Annotated in this window: 21 protein-coding genes; 12 read left to right on the forward strand and 9 right to left on the reverse strand. The window is 73.9% G+C overall.

Translation table 11 applies throughout. The features are described 5' to 3' along the window. The first annotated feature begins 75 nt into the window (after positions 1-75). Positions 76-810, forward strand: coding sequence for an AAA family ATPase (locus D7231_RS16035; RefSeq protein ID WP_241999747.1), 735 nt, complete (start codon positions 76-78; stop codon positions 808-810). Between the two features lie 58 nt (positions 811-868). On the opposite strand, the gene D7231_RS16040 is transcribed toward D7231_RS16035, so the two are convergent. After that, complete coding sequence (locus tag D7231_RS16040; RefSeq protein ID WP_120756132.1) at positions 869-1,999, reverse strand: baeRF3 domain-containing protein; 1,131 nt, start codon at positions 1,997-1,999, stop codon at positions 869-871. Between the two features lie 196 nt (positions 2,000-2,195). Here D7231_RS16040 and D7231_RS16045 point away from each other — a divergent pair, with 196 nt between their 5' ends. Then, positions 2,196-2,732: a DM13 domain-containing protein gene (locus D7231_RS16045; protein ID WP_120756133.1), complete on the forward strand. Its 537-nt coding sequence runs from the start codon at positions 2,196-2,198 to the stop codon at positions 2,730-2,732. Between the two features lie 52 nt (positions 2,733-2,784). Here D7231_RS16045 and D7231_RS16050 read toward each other — a convergent pair whose 3' ends face one another. Further along, the gene (locus tag D7231_RS16050) at positions 2,785-3,330 is read right to left on the reverse strand and encodes a hypothetical protein (RefSeq protein WP_120756134.1); all 546 of its coding nucleotides are present in this window, start codon (positions 3,328-3,330) and stop codon (positions 2,785-2,787) included. A 138-nt stretch (positions 3,331-3,468) separates the two neighbouring features. Then, on the reverse strand, positions 3,469-4,608 hold the full coding sequence (locus D7231_RS16055) for a carboxylate-amine ligase (RefSeq protein WP_120756135.1): 1,140 nt from the start codon (positions 4,606-4,608) through the stop codon (positions 3,469-3,471). Positions 4,609-4,932: 324 nt separating this feature from the next. Between D7231_RS16055 and D7231_RS16060 the strand changes: the two genes are divergently transcribed. Together D7231_RS16060 and D7231_RS16065 are read left to right on the forward strand one after the other, a co-directional pair. Continuing rightward, positions 4,933-5,397, forward strand: a complete 465-nt coding sequence (locus D7231_RS16060) for an SRPBCC domain-containing protein (RefSeq protein ID WP_120756136.1) — start codon at positions 4,933-4,935, stop codon at positions 5,395-5,397. A 269-nt stretch (positions 5,398-5,666) separates the two neighbouring features. Further along, positions 5,667-6,344 carry a ScbR family autoregulator-binding transcription factor gene (locus D7231_RS16065; protein ID WP_241999749.1) on the forward strand — a complete coding sequence of 226 codons (678 nt, stop codon included), beginning with the start codon at positions 5,667-5,669 and terminating at the stop codon, positions 6,342-6,344. Between the two features lie 485 nt (positions 6,345-6,829). On the opposite strand, the gene D7231_RS16070 is transcribed toward D7231_RS16065, so the two are convergent. Beyond that, positions 6,830-7,495: a ScbR family autoregulator-binding transcription factor gene (locus D7231_RS16070; RefSeq protein WP_120756138.1), complete on the reverse strand. Its 666-nt coding sequence runs from the start codon at positions 7,493-7,495 to the stop codon at positions 6,830-6,832. Between the two features lie 209 nt (positions 7,496-7,704). Between D7231_RS16070 and D7231_RS16075 the strand changes: the two genes are divergently transcribed. Continuing rightward, complete coding sequence (locus tag D7231_RS16075) at positions 7,705-8,922, forward strand: ScbA/BarX family gamma-butyrolactone biosynthesis protein (protein ID WP_120756139.1); 1,218 nt, start codon at positions 7,705-7,707, stop codon at positions 8,920-8,922. Positions 8,923-8,993: 71 nt separating this feature from the next. Here D7231_RS16075 and D7231_RS16080 read toward each other — a convergent pair whose 3' ends face one another. After that, positions 8,994-9,767, reverse strand: coding sequence for an SDR family NAD(P)-dependent oxidoreductase (locus D7231_RS16080; protein ID WP_120756140.1), 774 nt, complete (start codon positions 9,765-9,767; stop codon positions 8,994-8,996). A gap of 132 nt (positions 9,768-9,899) precedes the next feature. On the opposite strand from D7231_RS16080, the gene D7231_RS16085 reads away from it, so the two are divergent. The 5 genes from D7231_RS16085 (at position 9,900) to D7231_RS16105 (ending at position 13,878) form a co-directional block, all read left to right on the forward strand. Then, on the forward strand, positions 9,900-11,099 hold the full coding sequence (locus D7231_RS16085; RefSeq protein ID WP_199739396.1) for an FUSC family protein: 1,200 nt from the start codon (positions 9,900-9,902) through the stop codon (positions 11,097-11,099). 234 nt (positions 11,100-11,333) lie between these two features. Beyond that, entirely contained in the window at positions 11,334-11,867 is a 534-nt protein-coding gene (locus D7231_RS16090) for a M48 family metalloprotease (RefSeq protein ID WP_147449739.1), read from the forward strand. After that, positions 11,852-13,015 (forward strand): MAB_1171c family putative transporter, encoded by a 1,164-nt coding sequence (locus D7231_RS16095; protein ID WP_120756143.1) that lies wholly within the window; start codon positions 11,852-11,854, stop codon positions 13,013-13,015. The genes D7231_RS16090 and D7231_RS16095 overlap by 16 nt, the downstream gene beginning before the upstream one ends. A 38-nt stretch (positions 13,016-13,053) precedes the next feature. Continuing rightward, the gene (locus D7231_RS16100; protein WP_120756144.1) at positions 13,054-13,356 is read left to right on the forward strand and encodes a thiamine-binding protein; all 303 of its coding nucleotides are present in this window, start codon (positions 13,054-13,056) and stop codon (positions 13,354-13,356) included. Between the two features lie 78 nt (positions 13,357-13,434). Continuing rightward, positions 13,435-13,878, forward strand: coding sequence for a CBS domain-containing protein (locus D7231_RS16105; protein ID WP_120756145.1), 444 nt, complete (start codon positions 13,435-13,437; stop codon positions 13,876-13,878). Positions 13,879-13,920: 42 nt separating this feature from the next. On the opposite strand, the gene D7231_RS16110 is transcribed toward D7231_RS16105, so the two are convergent. From D7231_RS16110 to D7231_RS16125, 4 genes are read right to left on the reverse strand one after another with little or no spacing between them, the layout of a single operon-like run. Beyond that, entirely contained in the window at positions 13,921-15,180 is a 1,260-nt protein-coding gene (locus tag D7231_RS16110) for a phthiocerol/phthiodiolone dimycocerosyl transferase family protein (protein ID WP_120756146.1), read from the reverse strand. Beyond that, positions 15,177-16,115, reverse strand: coding sequence for an NAD-dependent epimerase/dehydratase family protein (locus D7231_RS16115; RefSeq protein ID WP_120756147.1), 939 nt, complete (start codon positions 16,113-16,115; stop codon positions 15,177-15,179). Before D7231_RS16115 ends, D7231_RS16110 begins: the two co-directional genes overlap by 4 nt. After that, positions 16,112-17,272 carry a GNAT family N-acetyltransferase gene (locus D7231_RS16120; RefSeq protein WP_120756148.1) on the reverse strand — a complete coding sequence of 387 codons (1,161 nt, stop codon included), beginning with the start codon at positions 17,270-17,272 and terminating at the stop codon, positions 16,112-16,114. Before D7231_RS16120 ends, D7231_RS16115 begins: the two co-directional genes overlap by 4 nt. Next, entirely contained in the window at positions 17,269-18,576 is a 1,308-nt protein-coding gene (locus tag D7231_RS16125) for an aminotransferase class I/II-fold pyridoxal phosphate-dependent enzyme (protein ID WP_120756149.1), read from the reverse strand. Before D7231_RS16125 ends, D7231_RS16120 begins: the two co-directional genes overlap by 4 nt. A gap of 344 nt (positions 18,577-18,920) precedes the next feature. Between D7231_RS16125 and D7231_RS16130 the strand changes: the two genes are divergently transcribed. Beyond that, entirely contained in the window at positions 18,921-19,559 is a 639-nt protein-coding gene (locus D7231_RS16130) for a hypothetical protein (protein WP_147449740.1), read from the forward strand. A 202-nt stretch (positions 19,560-19,761) separates the two neighbouring features. Further along, the gene (locus tag D7231_RS16135) at positions 19,762-20,745 is read left to right on the forward strand and encodes a carbohydrate-binding protein (protein ID WP_120756151.1); all 984 of its coding nucleotides are present in this window, start codon (positions 19,762-19,764) and stop codon (positions 20,743-20,745) included. The last annotated feature ends 226 nt before the right edge of the window (positions 20,746-20,971 follow it).

A 20,971-nucleotide genomic window follows, 5' to 3' on the forward strand; every position in this document is an offset into this window, starting at 1 on the left:
CCACGGCGTCTGAAGGACTGGCCCCGCCGCGAAGGCGGCGGGCGCACAGCAGCCAAGGGCAGGGGACACCAGACCGTGAGCCGGACCGGCACGACCGACAGCAGCACTCCGGCGGGCATACCCGCCGGCGATCCGGCGGATCCCGCGGGCCCGGCGGCGCAGGCCGGGCCCGCGCCCACGACGGCGCTGCGTCCCAGCGGGCTGGTCGACCTGCGGGCGGCCGGCTGCCGGGCCCCGGCGGTGCTGTCGTACCCGGCGGGGTCGGTCGTCGTCGTGTCGGGACTGCCCGGCAGCGGCAAGAGCACCCTCATGCGCCGCTGGTCGGCGGCGGCCCCCGCCGTCGATCCACGGGCCGCCCACGAGCGGTGGCAGGCGCGCATGCCGGACCGGCTGCCGTACGCGGTCTACCGGCCGTGCGCCCGGCTGGACCACTTCCTGCGGATCCGGGCCGCCGTGCGCGGCGGGGAGCCCGTCCTGGTGCACGACTGCGGCAGCCGCCCGTGGATGCGGCGCTGGCTGGCCCGCGAGGCCGGCCGCCGGGGCCACGAACTCCACCTGGTGCTGCTGGACGTGGGCACGGCGCAGGCGCTGGAAGGGCAGCGCGTACGGGGCCGCCGGGTCAGCCGGCGCGCCTTCACCCGGCACGCGCACGGGCTGGGCCGGCTGCTCCGCGGGCTCGACGGCGCCGTGGAGCCGGGCGGCGGAGGCGGGCCCGTGCCGCCGGACGTCGCGGAGGCCGCCTCGCTCGTGCTGCTGGGCACCACGACCCGCGAGCACGTCTCCGGTCTGGAGTTCCGGCCCGCCCGGTGACCCGGTCAGCCCGGTGACGCGGGACGCCCGGTGAAGCGGGACGCCTCGCCCTGCCGGTTCAGTACCGCAGGACCGCGGCGAGGCGGTGTTCCTCGGCCAGGGAGTCGTCGGGGACGAACTCGACGTCCGCGCCGCTGTCGAGCGCGCTCTCGACGATCTCGTCGACGGCGTCCTCGATGAGGGAGCCGTCCGCGCTGAGCGGCTCCGCGGACTCCTCCACCAGCTGCGGGTGGCCGCCGTTGCCGTCGGTGCGGACGGTCGCCTGGTAGTGGTCCTCGACGGCCAGGAGGGCCACCCGGCCCTGCCGCACCGTCTGCCAGACCTCGTCCAGGCCGGAGGTGTAGCGGCGGGCCCCGCGCGCGTCGCTGAGCCTGCGCATCACCTCGCCCCTGCGCGCCTCGCGGCGCTCCTCGAAGGCCGGGCGGAGAACCTCCAGGAGCTCGTGGCCGCTCTTCGCGGCGCCGCTGCCGTTCTCGACCACGGCGGTGATCGCGCCCTGGTCGGGGAAGGCCTCCTTGAAGTGCGCGGTGAGCTCGCGCAGGCCCACGAGGTACAGGGGCCGGGGGTGCTTCTCGAGAACGCCCGCGAGCGCGCCGGCGACCGTCCGCAAGTACTGCCGTTCGCGCTCGGCCTGGCCCTCCTCGCGGATGGGCGTGCCGTAGTTCTTGCCCGGCAGCGCGTCCACGTGGTCGGGCAGGGCCGGGTGCACGGGGAAGCCGTTGCCGGTGAACTCGGTGAGGAGGTCGCCCGCGCCGTCCCACAGGCGGCACTCCCCCTTGGTGACGGCCAGGGCCCAGTACGGCTCCTCCATCCGGGCGGCGGCCACGAGGTTGCGGGTGAGGAAGGTCTTCCCGACCACCACGCGCTGGGGCACCGAGCGCGGCAGGTACCACACGTGGTGCTCGCCGGGGGCCGCGAGGATCAGCAGCCCGTCGCTGGTGTGCGTCAGGTCCACCCCGGCGACGGCCGCGTCCAGCTGCCCCTCGACGTCGGAGCGTACGGACCGGGAGACCCCGGCGTCCTCGGCGAGCCGGCGCTTGGCCTCGGCGACGGTGTTCCGCAGCCGGACGGGGTCCTCGGGGCTGTAGGGGGAACGCCGGGTCGTCGGCACGAGCAGCGAGACCGCCGGATAGGGCCGCTCTCCGCGCAGATCGCGGAGGATCTCGTCGGTCAGGTCGCCGATGTCCATGGGTGTTCTCCTACCGCCGCGGCCTCCGGGACCCTTACAGATCACCAGAAACACCCCGCACCAGCCACCCCAGCGCCACCAGACGGGGACGCCGGCGGGGGACGTAAGACTTTCGTCACCGGAATGACGGACCCGGGCCGGGCCGGATCGCGTTCCAAGGGGTGAAGAGAACACGCCGGGCTTACGGAGGCAGGAAATGGGACGTGTACGACGGGTGCTGCGCAAGCCGGTCGTCATCGGAGTGCTGGTCGCGGGAGCCCTCGCGGTGGCCGCGGGGCTGGTGTGGTTCCAGCCGTGGAAGCTGTGGGTGGACGAGACCGTACGGGAGTCCGTGCCGTCGGCCGCCGGCTCCGCGCGGGCGGGCGGCGGCACGGGCGGCGTGCGGACCCTGGCCACCGGCGACCTGATCAGCCACGAGCACAGCACCAGCGGGAAGGTGCGCATCCTCCAGCTGCCCGACGGGAGCCGCACGCTGCGCATCGAGAACCTCGACACCAGCAACGGCCCCGACGTCAAGGTCCTGCTCAGCGACGCCCCGGTGAAGAAGGGACGGGACGGGTGGTACGTCTTCGACGACGGCGCGCACCGCAGCCTGGGTTCCCTCAAGGGGAACAAGGGCGACCAGAACTACGCCCTGCCGGCCGACGTGGACCTGTCCCGCTACACCAGCGTCAGCATCTGGTGCGACCGCTTCGACGTCTCCTTCGGGGCGACCGCCCTCAAGCCCGTCTGACCGCGGGCCCGTCCGGCCGTGGGTCCGTCCGGCGTGGGCCCGCCCCGCCACGTCAGGCGACGTCGATCGTGGCCGCGACGGGCGCGGTCCCGGAGACCTCGCAGGTGACGGTCACGCCGAAGACGTGCACGGTGGCGTCGCCCGGCGCGATGGTCGCGGCTCCCGGCGCCCCGAGGCCGACCGAGGCCGTTCCGCCGGTGAGCGTGACGGTCGAGCCGCTGGGCACCGTACCGGCGTTGGTGAACCCGGTGGCTGTTACGGAGCCGGTCGCCGAGCCGCCGAGGGCGAGGACCATCTCGCCGGTGGCGGCGCGGGCGGGCACGTCGACGGGGACGGTCAGCGCGGTGGTGACCTCGACGGACACATCCGCGGTCGAGCCCTGCGGCGCGCTGGCGGGTGCGGTCACGGTGACGAGGAGGGACTGGACGCCGCCGGGGGCGCCGGGGCCGGTGCAGGTGTAGCCGACGGTGACGGCGTCGGCGGCCGCGGCGGGCGGGGCGCCGAGGACGGTGCCCGCCCCCGCCAGTACGGCGGCGACTGCCGCGCCCGTGATCGTCCGGCCGCGGTTCCGCTGTGTGCGGGTGTGGGGGATGCTCATCGCCGTGCTCCTTCCGTCCGGCGCCGCGGTGGGCGGGCCGGATCCGAGGACGGGACTGCCGGAAGACCGGCAGGACTGACGTGAACATGTCATCTCTGCCATGGGGCTGCGGAGAAGTCAACAGCCGTGCGGACGCCGCTAGCTCTCCGGGCTCTCCGGCCCCTCCGCGCTTCCCTGACCCTCCGGGCTCTCCGCGCTCTCCGTGCTCACCAAAGCCGTCAGGGCGGTCAGCCCGCCCGCGGCGAGGGCTTGGCGCTGGCGGTCGGCCGGGGCGCCGCGGCCGAGGAAGAGCCGCAGCAGCCGGTTGACCTCACGCGTGTCCCCGGCCTCGTCCAGGGCCGGGGTGATGTGCGCGAGCAGGGCGCCGACCGCCTCGCCGGGGCCGCGGCGCCGGCCGTGGGCGTCGATCAGGCCGCGGTGCAGCCCGTAGCGCGCGGCGTGCCAGTTCGCGGCGTGCAGCATCTCCGGCGGGCAGGGCGCGAGCGGCAGGCCCTCGCGTTCCTCGCGCAGCGCGGTGGCGACCAGGGCGCGGACGATGCCCGCGAACAGGACCGCGTCCTCGACGGTGAGCTGGACGTCCAGCGCCCGCACTTCGAGGGTGGGATAGCGCTCGGAGACGCGCGCCTGCCAGTAGAGCTGGCCGGTGTCCATGATCGCACCGGCCCGGAGCAGGGCACCGACCCGCAGGTCGTAGTCGTCCGGTCCCTCGAAGCACGGCGGCGGGCCGCTGACCGGCCAGCGCCCGAAGATCACCGTGCGCCAGCTGGCGAACCCGGTGTCCCTCCCCCGCCACAGCGGGGAGTTCCCTCCCATGGCCACCAGCACCGGCAGCCAGGGCCGCAGCCGGTTCAGGGCGCCGACGGCCGCGGCCCGGCCGGGCACCCCCACGTGCACGTGCATGCCGTTGACGAGCTGCTCGTCCACCAGGCGCGCCCCTTGCGCCTGGAGCGCCAGGTACCGCCCCTCGCCGGTGACCGGGACCGGGGGCCCGCCGGCCAGCGGAGCGGCGCCGCAGGCGACGGGCCGGCACCCCGCCTTCCGCGCCGCCGCGCTGATCGCGTGCCGCAGCCGCAGCAGGTGCCCGCCGACCTCCGCGAGGCCGGTGCAGACGGGGGTGGCGGCCTCCAGCTGGGCTTGCAGCAGCTCGGACTTGATCTCCCACGCCGCGGCCGTCGTGTGCAGGCCGGAGGCAGCCCGCACCTCCTCCGCCAGCGGCACCGGCAGCGCCGTGACGGGGTCCAGGAGCAGGTACTCCTCCTCCACCCCCAACGTGATCATGCGACCGTCCGCCCTCTCGTCCGCCGTTCCGCACCGGGGCAAGGGCTCCCCGGCGTCCCCGCAAGACCCGCCGGCTGGAGGTGTGCCCGGTGGCCGCGGGCGGTAACGGCCGCTGCTCCAGATGCGCCGGGCAGCCCCCCGCCTCGCCCGGAAGGCCGACAGGGCGATTCCGGCCAATACTGAACCTTGCGGGCACGTCCTCCGCGCGAAGGAACGCCACACGACGGCAACGTGGCACGACGCCCACGCAGGGCGGGCCGTACGAGGACGGCCGCACAGAGCACTGCGGCAACGGGGAACCGCGGCACGACGAGAGGGACGCCGATGCGGGAAATAGCCACCGTGGTAGACATCGCCGCCACGCCCGGCCACGTCTGGCGGATCCTGACGGACCTGGAGCGCTACGGGGAGTGGAACCCCTTCATCCGCGAGGCGTCGGGGACGGTCTCGCCCGGCGGCCGGCTGCGGCTGCGGGTCTTCCCGGCACGTCGCCGGCCCATGACGTACCGCCCGAAGGTCAGGGCCGCGGCCCCTGAGGAGGAACTGCGGTGGCTCGGCCGGACCCTCCTGCCCGGCCTCTTCACCGGAGAGCACCGCTTCACCCTCACCGACCTGGACGGGAACGGCACGCGCGTCGTGCAGAGCGAGAAGTTCACCGGGGTGCTGGTGCCGTTCCTGCGGCGGAGCATCGCCGCCTGCGTCGCGGACTTCGAGGCGCTCAACCGGGCCCTGAAGAAGCGCGCCGAGACGACGGCGAAGAAGTGCGCGGAGGCGGCGGGCAGCCTCTGAGCCCGCGGGGATCCCCCTGCGAGACCACTCGCACACTACAAACCGGACTGTCGGTTTCTCATCTCCAGCCAAAGCCGCAATTCGGTGTATTTGCGGACCACTTACCCCTCACCCACTCCGGTCCGCCGCACCGGCATCACCCGCCGCCAGTAAGCCGGTCTGCGAGTTACCCATAGATAAGGAGCATTCCGGGCAGGCCAAGTAGAAATCAAACCAGTTAGTTGGTTTCATGTGTTCATGATGTTGTCGAACCACCGCAGGAGCTGCCGGTGACGAAGCAAGAACGGGCCATGAACACCCGGCACGCGCTGATCCGCTCCGCAGCGCAGGCCTTCGACGAGTTCGGCTACACGCGCGCCAAGCTCGCGGGCATCAGCGCCGGGGCCGGGGTGAGTTCGGGCGCCCTGCACTTCCATTTCGACACCAAGGCGGCCATGGCGGCCGCCGTGGAGTCCGAGGCCACCAGGGCCCTGCACGCCCTGGCCCGGCACGCCCAGCGCAAGAGCCCCTCACCCCTCCAGGCACTCATCGACTCCTCGCACGTCATCGCCCAGCAGCTGCGCCGGGACGTCGTGGTGCGCGCCGGATTCCACCTCAACTGCCGTACTGCGCACCACTCCGAGGTGAATCTGCACCAGGAGTGGCTGGAGTGCGTACGCCGTACGCTGGAGCGCTCCGCGGCCCACGGGCAGACCCCGCCCCATGCGGTGCAAGAGGAGCTGACGACCACGGTCGTCGGGGCGACCGCCGGCTTCGAGGCCCTGGCCCGCCAGGACCACAACTGGCTCTCGCGCCCCGCCCTCACCGGCCTCTGGCACACCCTCCTGCCGCAGATGGCCACCCCCAAGGCGCTGACGCAACTCCAGGCCGCCGGAACGGAATCCGTCATCAGCGCGACCGGACCCGCTCCCGCACAACCCGCCGCGGCCCACGCGGCCGTCGGCTGAGGACCGTCGGCAGAGGACCGACAGCAGAGCCGGGCGGCGGAACGTCGCCGCCGCCCTCGGGCCCGCAACCCCCCTTGCGGGCCTTCGCCTTACCCGGGAATTCCCCCCGAAACCCACCCCTGGTTCCGCTCCGGAACCCACCCCGGAATCCGACCTTCCATCACGTGCCCCGCAGAGCATCCACCCTGGTGAAGCGCGTGAAGGAATGTCGTTCACCCTTGACAAACAGGATATCCGGTTTGTTAGCGTCCTGGCATCGGATCACCGGGGGCCCGCCGCCACGCGCAGCGGCCTCCGGACAGCTTTCCGATGCCGTGCAGGGGTGACGAGGGGGGGCTCGTGGCCCGTTGGCGCTGTGCGCTCAAAACGGCATCGGCCGGACACCAGGGGGTAAGCGTGGACGTCATCAGGCAGCGGTCCTGTCCAGCCCGCCGCCCGGACATCCTCCGCGCGCCCGGCGTCACAGCCGGAGCGCGCGCGGTACGTCACACGGAGGCCGCGGCCTCCGCCTCTTCGCTCTGGGCCCGGTGCGCCCGCCAGACCCGCGCACCGCGGTCGGGGGCCGTGTCCAGCATCCGCAGGGCGCCCGGCACCGCGACGCTCGGCAGGAACATGTCGTACAGCAGGGCGATCCGCTGCTCCAGGGACTCGCCTTCCGGGTGCGCCGTCGCCAGGATCTCGACGCCCGTCCAGGAGCTGACGAACAGCATCGCCGTCCGCTCCGCGTCCACGTGGGGCAGCAACTCCCCCTGCTCCTTGGCCTCGGTCAGCTGCCGGGCGATGAACTCGATCCACCCGGGCCAGGACGTGCCGAACAGGTCCCGCGCCTTGCGGTCGGCCGACAGCCGGATCGCGGCGCTCAGCAGGGGCTCCGCGGGCAGGCGGTGCGCCAGCACCATGCCGACGTCCACCCACTCCTGCAAGCGCGACTCCTGGGGCAGCACGCCCTCCGTCGTCAGCGCCTCGCCCAGGACCCCGCGCGCCAGCTCCTCCTTCGACGCGAAGTGGAAGTACAGCGCCCCCTTGGTGACGCCCGCACGCCCGAGGATCTCCGCGATCGTCGCCGACTCGTATCCGAACTCGTCGAAGACCTCACCCGCCGCCTCGAGAATCAGGCGACGCGTGTGAATCGCCCGCGCCTGCTTCGCCATTGACTACCTCCCGTTCACCGGCAACACGCCGATACGAACGCCCGGCCGGCCCCGGCCGCCGAATGCGTCCTGCCGGACGAAACGGGCAGGGCCCGGATTCGACGGCCAGGGCAAGCACAAGCCACAACCCTAAAGCAAACCGGATAGTCCGTATCTTATCACCGGGCCGGTTAACAACCGGGACGCACGATTCCACTCCGAGGAGAGACGTGTCTCAGATCCTGCTCCGCCCCGCACTCAACGCCGCCCACGGCATCCCGCGGCAGTCCGCCGACCACGCCACCGAGTGCCGGCTCGTCCGGCTGGAGGCCGGCGGGACCGAGGCGTCCGGCGGGCCGCAGGCCTCGACCTCAGACCTTAGCGCCCGCACCGCCCTCCCCGCCCACGACGGCGCCGGAACCGGCGGCGGGGCCGGCGCCGGAAGCAGCCTCGGAACCGAAGAAGGAACCGGCGTAGGAACCCCCGGCGGCCTCGCCGCCAAGGAACTCGTGCACCTGAGCTTCGACGACGCCGTGTTCCTGACCCGCTGGGAGCAGCTGGACCCCACGCACTACTCCGTCACCGGAAGCTGGCCGGCCCACACGACGCACCACGTACCCGGCCACGGCACCCATTACGAGCCCCTCACCGTCGCCCAGACGATACGCCAGGCCGGGCTCCTCCTCGCCCACACCGCGTTCGAGGCCCCTCTCAGCCACGCCACGCTCCTCCACACCTTCTCCTACACCCTCAACCCGGGCGCGGCCCTCGACACCGACCGGGCCACCCCGCTGCACATCGACGTCACCGCCACGCCCACGACCACGCGCAACAAGCGCGTCACCGCCCTCCACATCCGCATGACCATCTCGGCCGCGGGGCCGGCGGCTGACGACGGCAAGGTCTCCGGCCCGGTTCTCGTCACGGGCGAGACCACGTTCGAGTGGATTCCCCCGGCGGTCTACCGGCGGCTGCGCGGTGAGTACTGCCAGCCTCCCTCGGCGCTGCCGCCCCTCACGCCGCACCTTCCTCCCGCGCACGTCGGCCGGGCCAGGCCGGACGAGGTCCTGCTCAGCCCCACGGACGAGCCCCGCCGGTGGCAGCTGCGGCACCCCTTCGACAACACGGTCTACTACGACCACGGCGTCGACCACGTCCCCGGTCTCGTGCTGATCGAGGCCGCCAACCAGGCCGCGTTCACCGGGACCGCGCCGACCGCGGCCGGCTCCGCCGCCGGCTCCTGCGCCTGCGATCCGGCAGCGGGCTCCGGCTACCGCCCGCAGCCCGCCACCACCCACACCACCTTCCACCGGTACGCCGAGTTCGACGCCCCCATCGCCATCACCACCGAGCGGCAGACGACGTCGAGCACGACGACCCGTACCACCGTCGGGCACCAGAACGGCGAGCCCGTCTTCACCACCACGCACACCGGCCCCGCTGCGTGAAGCGGGGGCCCGGCGGCCGTCGTCCGGCCGCCGGGCCCTCTCCCCCTACCGCGTCACGCCCCGAACTCGCGTCACACCATCGTGAAGCCGCCGTCGACCGGCAGCACCGCCCCCGTCACGAACGACGCCCTGTCGCTGCACAGCCACGCGGCCGCCTCCGCGATCTCCGCCGGCTCGGCCGTACGGGCCTGCGGCGTCAGGCGGTGCAGCTCCGGCTCGATGTGCGGGTTGCGCTCGAACCAGCCGGCGATGATCTCGCTGCGCGTCGTGCCGGGGGCGACCGTGTTCACCCGGATGCCGTGCGGCGCGTACTCCGCCGCCGCGGCCTTCGTCAGGCCGATCACCGCGTGCTTCGAGGCGACGTACGGCGCGGCCGCGGGTATGGCCTGCATGCCGGCGACGCTGCTGTTGTTGACGACGGAGCCGCCCGTACCCGACTCCACCATGGCCGCGAGCTCATGGCGCATGACGTTCCACACGCCCCGTACGTTCGTGTCCATGATGGCGTCGTAGGCGTCGTCCTTCATCAGGTGCATCGGCTCCTGGTCCCAGCCGATGCCCGCGTTGTTGAAGGCGGCGTCGAGGCGCCCGTGGCGCTCCACCGCGCACTCCACCGCCCGCCGCGCGTCGTCCTCCACGCGCATGTCCCCGACGACGAACGCGGCGTCGCCGCCGCTCCCCCGGATCTCCTCGCACAGCGCCTCCAGGCGCTCCCCTCTGCGCGCCGTCAGCACCACCGCGGCGCCCTCGCGCGCGAACACCTTCGCCGCGGCAGCGCCGATTCCGCTGCTCGCTCCCGTAATCAGCACACTCTTACCGGAAAGAAAACCCTGATGATCAGTCATGGCCGAAATCCTGCCATCCCCTGACGGCCGCTCTCCCCCGCCCCCGGTGCCCCAAGTGGCGCATCGGTGGCTGGCAGGGAGGCGGGAGGGGGAAGGAGGACCGACGTGCCCGGACTTCGTGATCCCCTGACGATGCTGGTGAGGCGCGGCAGGGAACCGGCGGTCGTGCAGACGGTGCGGTCCACCGCAGCCGCGGTGATCGCCTATGTCGTGGCGCTGTGGCTGAGCAGGGAACCGGCCCCGCTGACCGCACCGCTCACCGCGCTCCTGGTCGTCCAGGTCACCCTCTACTCCACGCTCACCACGGGGGTGCGCCGGGTCAATTCGGTCGTGGCCGGCGTCCTGATCGCGATCGGCTTCAGCGTGCTGGTCGGGCTGACGTGGTGGAGCCTCGGGCTGATCATCCTCGCCTCCCTGGTCATCGGGCGGTTCGTGAAGGCCGGCGAGTTCGTCCCCGAGGTCGCGATCAGCGCGATGCTCGTCCTGGGGGTGACGCGGGTCGCGGAGACGGCCTGGGACCGGGTGCTGGAGACGCTGATCGGCGCGGTCGTCGGGCTGCTGTTCAACGTCCTGCTCGTCCCCCCGGTGTGGGTGCAGCCCGCGGGCGAGGCGATCGAGGACCTCGCGCGCCGGATGCGCCGCCTCCTCCAGGACATCGGCGAGGAGATCACCGGCCACACGTCCGTGGAGCAGGCCGCGGCCCGGCTGCACGCCGCGCGGCGGCTCGACCACGACATCGTCGAGGTGGACGCCTCGCTCCGGCAGGCCGAGGACAGCCTCCGGCTCAATCCGCGCGTCAAGGAGGGGCTCCTCTACCGGGTGGTGCTGCGTACGGGGCTCGACGCGCTGGAGATCACGGCCGTCGTGCTGCGCGTGACCTGCCGGACCCTCACCGATCTGGCCACGCACCGCGCGCAGGAGCCGCTCTTCCCCGGGGACACCGCCGCCGCCCTCGCGGAGGTCTACGGGCACATGGCCCTGGCGGTGGAGAACTTCGCCGTCGTCATCACCACGCACGTCACCACCAGCGCCGAGCACGCCGAGGAGCACCTCACTCGGGAGCTCGACGCCGCCCGCCGCACCCGCGACGGGGCGGCCGACCTGCTGCTCCATCAGGTCCAGCAGCACCCCCGGCAGTGGCAGCTGCACGGGGCGCTGCTCGCGGAGATCGACCGCGTCCTCGACGAGCTCGACGTGGAGAAGCGCACCGAACGGCTCACGGAGGAACTCGACCGCCGCTCCCGGGAACAGCGCGAGCGCTACCCGCGTCTGCACCGCGTCGTGCAGCGGCTGCGCAAGAGCCGCTACGGCCGCCGCAGCACCCTCGGATAGCCCCGCCGGCGGCCTCCGGCGCCCCGCGGGGACCGCGACGTAGCGCGACCCTGGCGTGACAGCGCGCGGCGATCTACGATCGCAGGCGGCTGGGGCACATGTACGAGGGGGGCTCGTGGTATCGCCATTGACCGCCTTGGAGTCCGCCTCGCGGACCGGGAGACCGCGATGACCCGGCGCCGATACCGGGTCATGTGCCCGCCCGTCCCTACGACCGCGGGAGAAGCGACTGAGATGCACTGGAGGCATCTGCGCCGCCGATGCCAGAAGGTGATCGGCGGGATTCCTGTGCCCGACCCGTTCTCCGCACAGGACCTGTGCGCGCGGCTCGCCGCCGAGCGCGACCGGCCGCTGCGCCTGCTGGCCCTGCCCACACCGACCGTCCCCGGCACGCCCTCGGGCATGCTGCTGTCCGTGGAGACCGAGGACTTCATCCTCTACGACGGGCAGACCAGCCCGCTGCACCAGGAGCACATCATCGTCCACGAGATCGGGCACCTGGTGTGCAACCACCGCTCCGCGCTCGACGACACCCGGCTGTACCGCCACCTCGACATCACCGATCCCCAGTCGGTGCGCCGGGCGCTGCCGCGGATCCGCTACGGCGACGAGCAGGAGCAGGAGGCGGAGATGATCGCCACGCTGATCCTGGAGGCGGCCGGGCGGGTGCCCGCGCCGACGCTGCTGTCGGGGATGCTCGGCGGTCTGGAATCGGCGATGGGGCTGCGGGTGGGCCGGCCGACGGGGGCGTCGTGCTCGCCTGGATAGAGGAGCTCAGCTGGATCGAGAACGCGGGCATCGCCGCCCTGTGGTCGGCGGCCCTCGTACGGGCCCCGCAGGCCGTTCGCCACCGCGAGCAGCGGCCGCTGTGGTTCGCCGTCGTCATGATCGCCCTGGCGATGTCGATGCACCTCGAACCCGTGACGGCCGTGCTGTCCCGGATGGTGCCCGGCGCCCACTGGGTGGACCTGACGACGCATCTGTTCAGCATCGTCGACGCGGCGGCGGTCCTGTGGTTCATCCACGGGGCGGCCGGCCGCCGGCGCCGCACCGGTGTGCTCTTCGGCACCGCGGCTGCCGTCATGGTCGCGCTCGTCCTGCTGGACGTGCTCGGGCCGGCGCACGCGCGGAACCAGATCGCGCCGTCGCGGGCCACGCCGAGCGTGCCGGACGCCTACTGGTGGGTGTTCTTCGCCTTCCACCTGACGGCCGACACGGTCTGCGGCATCGTGTGCTGGAGCCACGGCCGGCACGGCACGCCGCGCCTGCTGCGCTACGGGCTGCGCCTGTTCGGCTCCGGCATCCTGCTGGCCACGGTGCTGTGGTCGCTCAAGCTCGTCTATCTGTACACGCGGTCGCCGGTGTTCGCCCCGCTGTTCTCGCCGGTCACCGGGGTCGAGGCCGTGTGCATGGCGCTCGGGGTGGCCCTGCCGGTGTTCGCCCGGATCCGCACCCACGTGCAGTACCGCAGGTCGTACCACGGCCTGGAGCGGCTGTGGCAGGACCTCACCACGCACACCCCGGACGTCGTGCTGCGCCCCGCCAACCGCATCGGGGCCGTGGCCGTCCCCCTCCAGCTGCGGCTCTACCGCCGGGTCATCGAGATCCGCGACGCGATGATCGTCCTGCGCAACTACATCCCGCCCGCCACGCTCGAGTCGATTCGCCGCGGCGTGCACGGGCAGTCCCTGCCGGCCCACCTGGTGGACGCGCACATCACCGCGTCCTGGCTCACGGCCGCGCTGCGGAACAAGCACGAGGGCCGCAAGCCCCACGCCCAGACGGCGAACCTCACCGGGCCCGGCGACCAGGACGGGCCCTCGGCACGCAGCCTGACCCATGAGATCGACCATCTCCTGCTGGTCGCGGCCGCCTATCACGCCACCACGACCGCCCCGCCGCGCGCGGGGGACTGAGAAGAAGACCTAAGAAGAAGAAAGGACGGCGGACCACCGTGCTCATCGCCTTCACCCTGACGCCCGTCGGCGTCGGAGAGAGCTTCCCCGACGAGATCGCCGACGCCGTGGCCGTCATCCGCGAATGCGGGCTGCCGTACCGCTCGGACTCGATGTACACGATGATCGAGGGCGAGTGGGACGAGGTCATGGACGTCGTCCGGCGGGCCACGGAGGCCGTCGCCGCGCGGGCGCCACGGGTCCAGCTGGTCCTCAAGGCCGATCTGTGGCCCGGGCGGCCCGGCCTGCTGGACGGGAAGATCAGCACGTTCGAGCAGCACATGGCCGATCGCGGACGGTGAAGGTGTGCGCATGGCGTCGGGTGGTCATCCGTGTTGCGATGGAGGGAGCAAGAACCTGCCACGACGGGAGGAGCGATCATGGCACGGAACAAGCCGCTCAACGCCCGCGACATCATGACGGCGGGCGCGAAGTGCGTCGGCGAGCACGAATCGCTGCTGGACGCGGCGAAACTGATGCGCGAGCTGCATGTGGGCGCGCTGCCCATCTGCGGTGACGACGACAGGCTCCAGGGCCTGGTCACCGACCGGGACATCGTCATCGAGTGCGTGGCCGACGGCGTGGACCCGGCGAGCGTGGAGGCGGGTTCGCTCGGCGGGGAGCTGCACTGGATCGATGCGGACGCGCCCGCGACGGACGCTCTGGCGACCATGGAGCAGCACCAGGTCAAGCGGCTGCCGGTGATCGACGTGCAGAACGGCCACCGTCTCGTCGGCATGATCTCGGAGGCCAACCTCGCGCAGAACCTCTCCGACAAGCAGATCGCGGAGTTCGCGTCGAAGGTGTACGCGGGCGCCCACTGACGGGGCGCGCGGCCCGCGGCGCGGGTTCCGCGGCCCCGGGGGTCAGAGGCGGGCACCTGCCGGCCGGGCGGGTGTCACCGCTGCGTTGAGGTGGGTCATGGCCCGCTCGCACAGGCCCGCCGCGTCGGGGTCGGTGGAGGTGACGCTGAAGAACAGCCTGCCGCCGAAGCCGATCAGGATGACCAGCGGGGCGCCGGAGAGGCTGGTGTGGGCCGCGCCGTGAAAGGCGGTCAGGCGCAGGTCGCCGTACGTGTCCGGGATGGACGTGAGGAAGTTGCTGAGGGACACGTCGAAGCGTGCGCCCTTGTTCTCGCTGCGGTGCAGGAGCCGTGTGATCATCCCGTCCGGCAGGGGCAGCAGGCGGAACCCCGCGACGAGCGGGCGCAGTTCCTCCGGCCGCAGGCGCCGGTGGAGGCGCTCCCTGAGCTCTCGTGCTCCCTCCCAGAGGTCGTCGTGGGGGCGGCCGGTCGCCACGGGCAGCAGGAAGCTGGCCGCGTAGAGGCCGACGGACTCCTCGGGCACGGGCGCGAGGATGCGGCGCAGGTCCGCCGCCACGGCGATGCGGGCGGGCCCGGGGGCCCGGCGGGCGCGGGCGAAGGCCGCGCAGAGGGCGGCGTGGACGGTGGTCCGCTCGGCGCGGCAGCGGTCGAGCAGCGCGGTGGTCTCCGCCCGGTCCAGCGTCCAGGTGCGGCAGGTCAGCGGGGCGGCGTGGCCGGGCGGCAGGGCCGGCGGGCCGGCCTGGCGGGGAAGGCGCAGGGAGCGGGAGAGCTTGGCGAGGTCGGCGGGGCGGACGCGGGGGCCGGGCAGGAGGCCGTCCGCGGGCGGGGCGGCGACGGCGGGGCCTCCGGCGCCGGGGGCGGCGAGGTGGCGGAGGATGTCGCGGAACACGACGGCGGCGGAGTGCCCGTCCGCCACGAGGTGGTGGAAGACGGCGATCAGGTCGAAGGAGTCCCCGCCGTCGACGACGACGAACCGCGCCAGGGGCCCGTCGGCAGTGGCGAAGGGGCGCTGGAGCTCCTCCTCCAGCACGCGGGCGACGGTGCGGCCGGCGACGGGATACTCCACGCGCAGGGGCGTCTCGGGCACGCCCTCGGTGGTGAACCAGGCGCGCCAGGGGCCGCCGCGCTCCACGCGGGAGCCGAGGAGGGGGTGCCGGGCGCGGACGGCGGCGACGGCGTCGCGCAGCCGGCCGGGGGTGGTGGCGCCCTCCACGTGCACGGCGCCCGCGACGGTGGCGGGCAGCGCTTCACCCGCCGCCCACACGGCGCGTTCGTACGGGGAGAGGTGTCGGCGCACGGTCATGTGCTGCTCCGGATGTCGAGGAGTGCGGGGCTCGGGGTGGTGCGGAGCCCGTCGGGCCAGGTGATGCGCGGGGCGAACCCGGGCAGGGTGCCGGGGGCGGTGGTCCAGGAGGGGTGGCGGGCCTCGCTGACCTTGTCCGGGTTGAGCATGCCGGTGCGGCCGAGGGCGTGGGCGGCGGCCAGGGCCAGGGGCGCGGGGAGGTGGACCACGCGGGGCGGGCGCCTGCCCAGGGCGGCGGCGACGGCCGCGCCGATGTCGCTCCACAGGTGCTCGGCGCCGTCGCCGACGTGGTGGACGGCGCCGGGCCTGCCGTGTTCGGCGGCGGCGAGCAGGGCCCGGCACAGGTCGTCGACGTGCAGGAGGGAGTAGCGGCGGGGGCCGCGGGGGCCGACGGCGGGGAGCAGGCCGGTCCGGGCGGCCGCGGCGAGGCGCGGCAGGAACTGGCGGTCGCCGGGTCCGTAGACGATGGGGGGCCGGACGGTGAGGGCGGGCAGCCGGCCGGCGGCGCGGCGCAGGGCGTCCTCGCCGCCGAGCTTGCTGCGGCCGTAGGCGGAGACGGGGGCGGGGGTGTCGTCCTCGTGGCGCAGCCGGCCGGGGCCGCTGGCGGCCAGCGAGGAGCAGTAGACGAGCCGGGGCGGATGGGGGTGGGAGGCGAGGGCCGCGGCCAGGCGGCGGGTGCCGCCGGTGTTGACGGTGGCGAGGGCCCGGGGGTCGGCGGCGTGGGTGAGGGCGGCGAGGTGGATGACGACGTCGGCGCCGGCGGTGGCCTCGCGCAGCCCGGCCCCGGTGGCGAGGTCGGCGGGCGCGGTGCGGGCGCCGGGCACGGTGCGGCGGGGGTCGCGTACGAGGGCGGTGACGTCGTGTCCGAGCGCGGTGAGGTGCGCGACGAGGCGGGTGCCGACGAATCCGGTGGCTCCGGTGACGGCGTACCTCATGAGGCGGTGGCCGGGGCGGGGGCGAGGGGGCGGTGGTAGAGGCGGTGGGTGCGGGTGTGGACGGCGCCCATGGCCCGGGCGTGGCGGGCGGCGTCGCGGTTGTCCTCCAGGATCCAGGAGTACTCGTTCTCGGTGTAGCCGAGGCGGGCGGCGGCCTGCTGGGCCCGGCAGAAGAGGGCGGCCATCAGTCCGCGGCCGCGGTGTTCCCCGGTGATGCCGGAGGTGGAGGCGCGGGTGCGGGTGATGCGGCGGCGGGCGCGGGCGGCGCGGACGAGGCCGATGGGCAGGCCGTAGGTGGTGAGGCGGCCGCGGGCCGCGGCCAGGGCCTGGTTGGCGTCGGGGAGCCAGAGGGTGAAGCCGGCGGGTTCGCCGCCGACTTCGGCGATCTGGAGCAGGTCAGGGACGAGGAGGGGCTTGAGGCGGCGGCCGAGGTGGTGGAACTCGGCGTCGGTGAAGGGCACGGAGGCGTAGTTCCCGGCCCATGCCTCGTCGTAGACGCGCCGGACGGCGGCGAGGTCGGCGTCGTAGCGGCGGGGGTCGAGGGGGCGGATGCGGACCGCGGGGTCGGTCAGGGCGCGCTGCGCGGCGCGGCGGATGACCGCGGGAACCTCGCCGTCGGCGGGCACGGGGCCGGTGAAGGTGTGGAGGTCCTTGGCCTTGGTGAAGCCGCAGGCGGTGAACAGACCGGCGTAGTACGGGGGGTTGTGCGGCATCTGGACGGTGGGCGGGCCGTCGAATCCTTCGACGAGCAGGCCGCATTCGTCGTTGGTGGTGAAGCTCAGGGGCCCGAGGACGCGGTCGGCGCCCCGGGTCGTGAGCCAGCGCTCGGCGGCGGCGAACAGGGCGCCGGCGACGGCCGGGTCGTCGGTGCACTCGAAGAAGCCGATGTGGCCGGTGCGTTCCTCGTGGCGCTGCTGGTACCGGGGGTCGATGTGGGCGGCGACGCGGCCGATGGGGGTGGTGCCGCGCAGGGCGAGGAAGAGCTGGGCGGTGCCGGTGGTGTGGAAGGGGTTGCGGCGGGGGTCGAGGCAGGCGCGCAGCTCGTGTTCGAGCGGGGCGACCCAGTGGGGGTCGTGGCGGTAGAGCGCGCGGGGCATCCTGATGAAGGCGGTGGTGGCGGCGCGCCCGCGCACCGGGGTGACGGTCACGTCGGTCATCGGGCGGTCTCCGGGGCGAGGGCCTGACGGGGGCGGGCGAGCACGGGGGCGGCGGGCGGCGGGGTCCGGCGGGCGCTCGCGAAGGCTTCGGCGATGTGGTCGACGTGGGTGTCAGTGTGGGTGGCCTGGAGGGTGACGCGGATGATGCTGGAGCCTTCGGGGACGGCCGGCGGGCCGACGGGGTTGGTGTAGACGCCCGCGTCGAGCAGGTGCTGCCACAGCCGGACGCAGTCGGCCGGGTCCCCGGTGCGCACGGCGATGACCGGCCCGGGGGGCGGGGGCGCGCCGGGCGGGGCGGGGTCGGTGTGCGCGGGGCCGGTGTCGTAGCCGAGGGCGGTGAGCCGGGTGCGCAGCCGGGCGGCGAGGGCCAGGACGCGGTGGCGGCGCCAGGGCTCGTCGATGCTGATCTCCAGGGCGCTCATGGCCGCGGCGAGGGCGGGCGGCGGCATGGAGGCGGAGAAGAGGATGGCGCGGGCGGCGTAGCGCAGGTGGGTGATGACGCGGGCGGGGCCGGCGAGGAACCCTCCGGTGGAGCCGAAGCACTTGGAGAACGTGCCGGTGAAGAGGTCGACCCGCTCGTGGACGCCGAGGAGCTCGGCGGCGCCGCGGCCGGTGGGCCCGAGCAGCCCGATGTCGTGGGCGCCGTCGACGAGCGTGCGGGCGCCGTGGCGGCGGGCGGCGGCGGTCAGGGCGGGCAGCGGGGCGAGGGCGCCGTCCATGGAGAACATGCCGTCGGTGACGACGGCCTTGGCCGCGGCGGGGTCGGCCGCGGCGAGGAGCCGGTCGAGGTGGGCGGGGTCGGCGTGGCGGTAGCGCATTCGGTGCGCGGCGCCGAGGCGGATGCCGTCGATCAGCGAGGCGTGGTTGGCGGTGTCGCTGAAGACGGCGTCGCCGGGGCCGAAGAGCGCGGCGAGGGCGAGGTTGGCCTGGAAGCCGGTGGTGACCACGGCGGCGTCCTCGGTGCCGAGGAAGTCGGCGACGGCGGCTTCGAGTTCGCCGTGGAGCGGGAGGGTGCCGTTGAGCGTGCGGGCGCCCGAGCAGGAGGTGCCGTACGTCTGGAGGGCGGTCGCGGCCGCGGCGGTGACCCGGGAGTCGGTGGCCAGGCCGAGGTAGTCGTTGCAGCCGGCCATCACGACCTTGCGCCCGTCGAGGACCGCCTCGCCGTCGCGCGCTTGCAGGGGACGGTAGTAGGGCCGTACGGGAGTGGCGTGGACGGCCCGCAGGAAGGGGGAGGCCGGGGCTTTGTCGAAGAGGTCGGCGGGTGGATTGTGACCGGGACTGCTGTCGGGGTTGCTGTCGGGCATGAGGGAGGGGGCTCTTCCGTCGGCGGCAGGGAGCGGGGAGGTGCACGGGGCGGTGCGGTGTGGAAGGAGCGCGGTGGTGCGCCTGGCAGCCTGCCCTGCGGGGCGTGCGGGTGCCAGGGCGTCAGGGCCGCTTTCACTCACGCGTGGTCGTCATTGGCTTTTCCGCTTGTATCTCTATACGATCGCCCGCCGCCCGGGCCGGGCGGGTGCGGGGCGCCGGTGGCGGGCTTCTGATGGGCCTTCGGCTGATCGGCGCAAAGCCCGGGGACGACGAATTGCGAGGTCCCGGGGGCGGGCGCAAGGTGACCGTAACGATCGCCCGTCCTGCCCGAAGGAGTTCGTTCATGGGTGCTTCCCGCAGAACCGCCCTCATGGTCTCCGGCGCCCTGTGCGGTGCGCTGGCCCTTGGTGCGACCGGTTCCGCCGTCGCTTCGGCCGGTTTCCCGCCCCCGACGCCGCCCACGTCCCCGGCGGCCGAGGCGCCGTCGCCCGAGTCACTGCGCGAGGCCGCCGCCGGCGGGGCCCGGGCCATCGACCGCAACGTGATCCGCAAGCGGGCCGTGGAGGCGGTCAAGGCCTGCCGGGCGGCGGGGCCGGGTGCGGTCGAGGCGGCCGGCGGCGCGCAGCAGGGTCTGTCGTGCACGCAGGTCAAGGAGCACCTGGACGGCCTGAACCGGGCCCGGGGCGCGCTGTCCCGGGAGGCCGCGGCCGCGCACCCGGACCTGGACCGGATGACCACGGCCGCCACCGACGCGGCCGCGGCCACGGCGTACCTGGCCAAGGACGGGGTCGAGGTGTCCGACCGGGGCCGGCCTCCCGGGCGCGGGCACGGGCCGCACGGGCACGAGCGGTACGACGGCCGGGGGCCGGGCCTGCTGAGCCTGGTGACGGGCGTGCTGGGCGGTCTGGTGTTCGCGCTCGGCGGGGTGGTCGGCGGGCTGACGGGGCTGGTCGGCGGGGTGCTGGGCGGCATTCTGGACTGAGCGCCGGTCAGCTCGCGAGGGCGGCACGGGCCTTACCGAGGCCCGTGCCGCCCTCGTGTGTGCGCCGGGCTCTCCGGGGTGAGCCGTGCGTGGTGGGCTCTTCGCGTCTCTTGACACCTCAACAGTTGTCATGGACATTCTCATCGCTTGGTCCGGTCCAATCCCCCCACCGCGCGCACCGTGCGCCCCGTCCGGAGGAGCCATGAAGAGAGCCCGTACGGCCCTGCTGTCCGCAACGGCCGCACTCGCTGCACTCGCCGCCCTCGGCGCCGCCGTCCCCGCCGCCTCCCACCCCCGGGCGGCGGGGAGCACGGCGTCCGCCCACCGCGATCCCGTTCCCTCCCCCGGCGCCCCGCACCGCGGCACGGTCGCCGGCGCCCGCACCCCCGGCCACTCCCCCGCCCGCGACCGCGCCGCGCGCATCTTCGCCGAGGGCCGCCGGGCCGCCGCGCGGGCGGGCTCCCTGAGCCGCCACGACCGGACGCCCGGCGGCGGGACCGCGACCCCGGAGGCGGACCTCACGCACAACTGGTGGGGCGTCTTCCCGCAGCCCGGCACCCACGACGGCATCCAGGCGACCCACAGCGTCGACGCCTCCTACCGGGTCTCCGACAGCGAGAACTTCACCTACTCCCCCACCACCAAGGCCCAGAACTCCTGCATGGAGGTCGTGACCGCCTACTGGAACAGCGGCAACGAGATATGGGCCTGGGACTGGTGCTCCAGCCCCGGCGGCCCCGCGAAGACCCTCGCCGTCGACGCCGCGTTCCTCGCCACGTACACGGACAAGGCGAGCGGGCGGCCGGCCTACAGCGTGCAGATGGTGCAGGACGACGCCGCGGCCAACCGGTGGTCGGCGTACCTCTACAACTACCGCACGGCCGGCTGGGACCTGCTCTTCCGCCAGTCGGGCAAGGATCAGAGCGGCCTGTCGCACGGCTGGGACATGTTCGAGATCTACGCGAGCGTCAACCCCTCGACCGGAACGGGCTACTACTGCACCGAGGCCCGCACCACCGTCTTCGACTCCGGCGCCGTAGCGCTGCGCAGCCGCGGGACATGGCGGCCCGCCCGGCCGGCCGACTCGCCGTGGACCGAGGAGAGCCCGCAGGGCCGCGACTTCCTCTGCCCGCCCCTGAAGTTCCTCCAGGCGGGCGCCAACGACCACTGGACCGTCCGTCAGTAGCCGCGCGGAGCAACCGCATACAGCAACCACGGACGGCGGGTCACACACGGCGACCGCACGCAGCGACCACGTACAGTAATCAGCCCGCCAGAACTCCTGAGCGGATGATACGGAAAACCAAAGGTGCGCCAGGGGAAGAGGACTACCCACCCCCGGCCGTCGTCACACGCTGCGTCACCGAAGCGGGGGAGAGATCCGCCGATCCGCCCTCCCCCGCCCCGGGCGT

The organism is Streptomyces klenkii (assembly GCF_003626645.1).
Taxonomy (GTDB): domain Bacteria; phylum Actinomycetota; class Actinomycetes; order Streptomycetales; family Streptomycetaceae; genus Streptomyces; species Streptomyces klenkii.

Coding starts and splice junctions, on each gene's coding strand:
- D7231_RS16090 (WP_147449739.1), top strand. CDS start 11,334: ATGCACTGGAGGCATCTGCGCCGCCGATGCCAGAAGGTGATCGGCGGG.
- D7231_RS16120 (WP_120756148.1), bottom strand. CDS start 17,272: ATGACCGACGTGACCGTCACCCCGGTGCGCGGGCGCGCCGCCACCACC.
- D7231_RS16080 (WP_120756140.1), bottom strand. CDS start 9,767: ATGACTGATCATCAGGGTTTTCTTTCCGGTAAGAGTGTGCTGATTACG.
- D7231_RS16105 (WP_120756145.1), top strand. CDS start 13,435: ATGGCACGGAACAAGCCGCTCAACGCCCGCGACATCATGACGGCGGGC.
- D7231_RS16060 (WP_120756136.1), top strand. CDS start 4,933: ATGCGGGAAATAGCCACCGTGGTAGACATCGCCGCCACGCCCGGCCAC.
- D7231_RS16070 (WP_120756138.1), bottom strand. CDS start 7,495: ATGGCGAAGCAGGCGCGGGCGATTCACACGCGTCGCCTGATTCTCGAG.
- D7231_RS16115 (WP_120756147.1), bottom strand. CDS start 16,115: ATGAGGTACGCCGTCACCGGAGCCACCGGATTCGTCGGCACCCGCCTC.
- D7231_RS16130 (WP_147449740.1), top strand. CDS start 18,921: ATGGGTGCTTCCCGCAGAACCGCCCTCATGGTCTCCGGCGCCCTGTGC.
- D7231_RS16125 (WP_120756149.1), bottom strand. CDS start 18,576: ATGCCCGACAGCAACCCCGACAGCAGTCCCGGTCACAATCCACCCGCC.
- D7231_RS16050 (WP_120756134.1), bottom strand. CDS start 3,330: ATGAGCATCCCCCACACCCGCACACAGCGGAACCGCGGCCGGACGATC.
- D7231_RS16085 (WP_199739396.1), top strand. CDS start 9,900: ATGCTGGTGAGGCGCGGCAGGGAACCGGCGGTCGTGCAGACGGTGCGG.
- D7231_RS16040 (WP_120756132.1), bottom strand. CDS start 1,999: ATGGACATCGGCGACCTGACCGACGAGATCCTCCGCGATCTGCGCGGA.
- D7231_RS16135 (WP_120756151.1), top strand. CDS start 19,762: ATGAAGAGAGCCCGTACGGCCCTGCTGTCCGCAACGGCCGCACTCGCT.
- D7231_RS16055 (WP_120756135.1), bottom strand. CDS start 4,608: ATGATCACGTTGGGGGTGGAGGAGGAGTACCTGCTCCTGGACCCCGTC.
- D7231_RS16045 (WP_120756133.1), top strand. CDS start 2,196: ATGGGACGTGTACGACGGGTGCTGCGCAAGCCGGTCGTCATCGGAGTG.
- D7231_RS16110 (WP_120756146.1), bottom strand. CDS start 15,180: ATGACCGTGCGCCGACACCTCTCCCCGTACGAACGCGCCGTGTGGGCG.